Source organism: Streptomyces sp. NPDC056486 (genome assembly GCF_042795295.1).
Taxonomy (GTDB): domain Bacteria; phylum Actinomycetota; class Actinomycetes; order Streptomycetales; family Streptomycetaceae; genus Streptomyces.
In genome coordinates, this window is sequence record NZ_JBHTSF010000300.1 from 1 (window position 1) to 4,292 (window position 4,292).

4 protein-coding genes are annotated in these 4,292 nt (G+C 71.3%); 2 read left to right on the forward strand and 2 right to left on the reverse strand.

Features of this window, described 5'->3' with window-relative positions; genetic code table 11:
- Nucleotides 1–62: 62 nt before the first annotated feature.
- Together ACFQ7F_RS45425 and ACFQ7F_RS45430 are read right to left on the reverse strand one after the other, a co-directional pair.
- Nucleotides 63–974, reverse strand: a complete 912-nt coding sequence (locus tag ACFQ7F_RS45425) for a tRNA (adenine-N1)-methyltransferase (protein ID WP_383285533.1) — start codon at nt 972–974, stop codon at nt 63–65.
- Between the two features lie 49 nt (nt 975–1,023).
- Nucleotides 1,024–2,547, reverse strand: coding sequence for a site-2 protease family protein (locus ACFQ7F_RS45430; protein ID WP_383285536.1), 1,524 nt, complete (start codon nt 2,545–2,547; stop codon nt 1,024–1,026).
- Between the two features lie 128 nt (nt 2,548–2,675).
- Between ACFQ7F_RS45430 and ACFQ7F_RS45435 the strand changes: the two genes are divergently transcribed.
- On the forward strand, nt 2,676–3,557 hold the full coding sequence (locus ACFQ7F_RS45435) for a RecB family exonuclease (protein WP_383285539.1): 882 nt from the start codon (nt 2,676–2,678) through the stop codon (nt 3,555–3,557).
- 14 nt (nt 3,558–3,571) lie between these two features.
- Nucleotides 3,572–4,243: a response regulator transcription factor gene (locus ACFQ7F_RS45440; RefSeq protein WP_135332738.1), complete on the forward strand. Its 672-nt coding sequence runs from the start codon at nt 3,572–3,574 to the stop codon at nt 4,241–4,243.
- Nucleotides 4,244–4,292: the final 49 nt, after the last annotated feature.

Consider the following 4,292-nt stretch of genomic DNA (forward strand, 5'->3'; position numbering starts at 1 on the left):
AACTCGGCGGCGGCGCCAGTGCGTTCAACGGTCGTACGCGGATATCGGCACCCGCGGGGCTTTCAGCGCTCCGCGCGGGGTGTGCCGCCGTCGGCGTTCGGGCCGGTGTAGTCGTCGCCGTAGGCGCCCTTGGAGGGGCGGCGGCGGCGCATGGGCGGCTCGACGCCGTCCGCGAGGCGGCGGGCGGTGAGCAGGAAGCCGGTGTGCCCGATCATGCGGTGGTCGGGGCGGACGGCGAGGCCCTCGACGTGCCAGTTGCGGATCATCGATTCCCAGGCGGTCGGCTCGTTGAAGCCGCCGATCTCGCGGATGGACTCGACGGTCCTTGCGAGCTGGGTGGTGGTCGCCACGTAGCAGCAGAGGATGCCGCCCGGGACGAGCGCCTTGGAGACGACGTCCAGGCACTCCCAGGGAGCGAGCATGTCGAGGATGACGCGGTCGACATCGGTGTCGCTCAGGTTGTCCTGGAGGTCTCCGACGGTGAGCTGCCAGGCGGGGTGCGGGGCGCCGAAGTAGCGCTCCACGTTCTGCTGGGCGATCTCGGCGAAGTCCTCGCGGCGCTCGTACGAGTGCAGCATTCCCTGGTCGCCGATGGCGCGCAGGAGGAAGCTGCTCAGCGATCCTGAGCCCACACCCGCCTCGACGACGCGGGCGCCGGGGAAGATGTCGGCGAAGGCCAGGATCTGCCCCGCGTCCTTGGGGTAGACCACGGCGGCGCCGCGGGGCATGGACAGGACATAGTCGGGGAGCAGGGGGCGCAGCGCGAGATAGGCGACGTTTCCCGTGGTGCGGACAACGCTGCCCTCGGGAGCACCGATCAGCTCGTCGTGGGGGAAGGAACCCTTGTGGGTGTGGAAGTTCTTCCCGGCCTCGAGCGTGAACGTGTAGTGGCGGCCCTTGGGGTCGGTGAGCTGAACCTGGTCCCCGACCTTGAAGGGCCCGCGTCGGCGGGCGGCACCGGTCGGTTCGGACATGTGACCAGCCTACCGGCCCGTTCGAAGGCCGGAGACCAGGGTGGCGGCGTCAGCTGGGGCGGGCCATCGCCTTGACGAAGGCGCGCTCCACGTCGGTGGCGGAGAGCACTCCGTAGATCTCGCCGGAGGCCTCGACCACGAGGTACTCCGTGGCGGGCGTCGCCCGGAGGGTGTCGAGGAGCTCCTCGCCTGCGAGTTCGGCGGAGATCCGCATGCCCTCGGTGATGTCCTGGGCGAGGCCGCTGACGGTGACCCAGGGGCGGCGGTGCTCGGGCACGCCGACGATGGCCGCCTCGCGGACCACCGACATGGGGTCGCCGTCGGCGTCGACCACGACGAGGGCCCGGGCCCCGGCGTCGTTGGCGCGGCGCAGCGCTTCGGAGAGCGGGGTGCTGGTCTCGACGGGGACGGCGCGGCGGGTCAGTGCGCGGGCGCGGAGCTCGGGCAGATGCTGGCGCAGGCGGGCCATGCGGAGGCTGTTTCCCGCGCCGGTCCAGATGATCGCGGCGAGGATCGCGGCGAGCAGGGCGTCCATGACGGTGTCCATGCCGCCGATGTCCTGGGCCTCACCGCCGAGCGCGCCGGACTGGTTGAGGAGGGGCAGGCCGATCAGGACGGAGACGGCGAGCGCGCGGCCGACCCAGGCGGCGGCGATCGTGCCGCTCATGGGCTTGCCGGTGATCTTCCAGACGACGGCGCGCAGCATGCGGCCGCCGTCCAGGGGCAGGCCCGGCAGGAGGTTGAAGGCGGCGACGATGAGGTTCGAGATCATCAGTCCCGCGAGCAGGACGCCGGGCACGGTGCCGGGCTCGACGGCCCGCATGCCCGCGTAGAAGACGCCCGCGAGGACGAGGGAGAGCAGCGGGCCCACGAAGGCGAGGACGAACTCGCGTCCCGGCGTCTCCGACTCCTTCTCGATCTCCGATACGCCGCCGAAGAACTGCAGCTGGATGCGGCGCACCGGCAGCTTGTAGCGCAGGGCGACCACCGTGTGGGCCAGTTCGTGGACGAGCACGGAGGCGTAGAAGGCGACGGCGAAGAAGAGGGAGACGAGATAGCGGGCCGCGCCGAGTTCGGGCAGGACGCGGTCGAGCTGGCCGCCGAAGACCCAGGTGATGAGGGCGGCGACGAGGAACCAGCTCGGCGCCACGTACACGGGCACGCCGAACGGCCGCCCCATGAGCAGCCCTCCCCCGGGTCCCTTCTTTCCCTTGGGCGGGGTCGTCTTCGGAGCGGGGCCGTGGGTGGCGTGCGCGAACTCGGGATGCGTGTCGTGCGGAGTCTTCCCGGGCGTGTCGTGCGGGGTCTTCGTGAGGCGGTCGCCGGGCTGCGCGGGCTCCTCAGTGGGAGGCGCCGTCTCCTCGGGCTCCTGCCGGGGTGCTTCCTCGGGGGTCCGGGGCCGGGCGCCCTCAGCGCCCTGTCCGCTCCCGGAGCCGTCCTGCGCGGGCCTCGCGGAGTCGGCCGTGTCCACCGGACGTGGCGATTCCGGGTGGCCGGAGCCTTCTGGGGCATCCGGCCGCCGACCGTCCGTCCCGTCGGGCTGCGGCCTGCCGCTCCCGGCGCTCTCGTCCACGATGTCCCCTTGTTCGAAGCGTCCCTCGCCCCTGTCCGGCGCGGTACACGCACGATCATGCAGGGCGAGAGGGTCTGTCGTCGATGGTATGCGGCCGTTGTCAGTGGCGGGTCGTAGGGTCTGTCCTCATGGAAACCAGCACCGAGGGTGCCGTGAAGGCCGTGCGCCCGGCGTCCCTGTCGCCCTCGCGCGCCAGTGACTTCATGCAGTGCCCGCTGCTCTACCGGTTCCGGGTGATCGACAAGCTGCCGGAGAAGCCGAGCGAGGCGGCGACCCGCGGCACGCTGGTGCACGCCGTCCTGGAGCGGCTCTTCGACGCGCCCGCGGACGAGCGGACCGCGCCGCGCGCCAAGGCCCTGATCCCGGGCCAGTGGGACCGTCTGCGCGAGGCCAAGCCGGAGCTGACGGAGCTGTTCGCCGACGACGAGCAGGGTGAGCGGCTCGCGCGCTGGCTCGCGGACGCGGAGAAGCTCGTCGACCGGTGGTTCACCCTGGAGGACCCCACCCGCCTGGAGCCCGCCGAGCGCGAACTGTTCGTGCAGGCGGAGCTGGACTCGGGCCTGAAGCTGCGCGGCATCATCGACCGCGTGGACGTGGCGCCCACCGGCGAGGTGCGGATCGTCGACTACAAGACGGGCAAGGCGCCCCGCCCCGAGTATTCCGAGGGCGCGCTCTTCCAGATGAAGTTCTACGCCCTGGTGGTGTGGCGCCTGAAGGGCGTGGTCCCGCGCCGCCTCCAGCTCGTCTATCTGGGCAGCGGGGACGTCATCACGTACGACCCCAGGACCGAGGATCTCGAACAGGTCGAGCGGAAGCTGCACGCGCTGTGGGAGGCGATCACGCTCGCCACCGAGAGCGGCGACTGGCGGCCCCGGCCGACGAAACTCTGCGGCTGGTGCGACCACCAGGCGGTATGTCCCGAATTCGGTGGGACTCCCCCGCCGTACCCCCTTGCTGCGAGGGTGCCCGAGTCCACAGAGGACGCGCAGGGCAGAATGGCCCCGGGCTAGCGAAGGAGAGTTACGTGGCGATCCGTGTCCTACTGGTCGACGACCAGCCACTGCTGCGCACAGGGTTCCGGATGATTCTGGAGGCCGAGCAGGATGTCGCGGTCGTCGGCGAGGCCGGGGACGGCCTGCAGGCTCTCGACCAGGTGCGGGCGCTGCAGCCGGATGTGGTCCTGATGGACATCCGTATGCCGAGGATGGACGGCGTCGAGGCGACCCGGCAGATCACCGGTCCTGGGCGGGACGGACCGGCGAAGGTCCTGGTCCTGACCACCTTCGACCTCGACGAGTACGTGGTGGAGGCGCTGCGCGCGGGTGCCAGCGGCTTCCTGCTCAAGGACGCCCCGGCGAACGAGCTCGTGCAGGCGATCCGTGTGGTCGCCTCGGGCGAGGCGATGCTCGCACCGAGCATCACGCGCAGGCTCCTCGACAAGTACGCGGGTCATCTCCCGTCGGGCGACGAGCCGGTGCCCGACACCCTGCACACGCTCACCGAGCGGGAGGTCGAGGTCCTCAAGCTGGTGGCGCGCGGCCTGTCGAACGCGGAGATCGCGGCGGACCTGTTCGTGAGCGAGACGACCGTCAAGACGCATGTGGGCCATGTGCTCACGAAGCTGGGCCTGCGGGACCGGGTGCAGGCCGCCGTGTACGCGTACGAGAGCGGTCTGGTGCGACCCGGCGCCCAGTAAGCAGCGCCGGTACCGCGGGACATATGAAGGCGGCCGCCCCTCCCGGGGG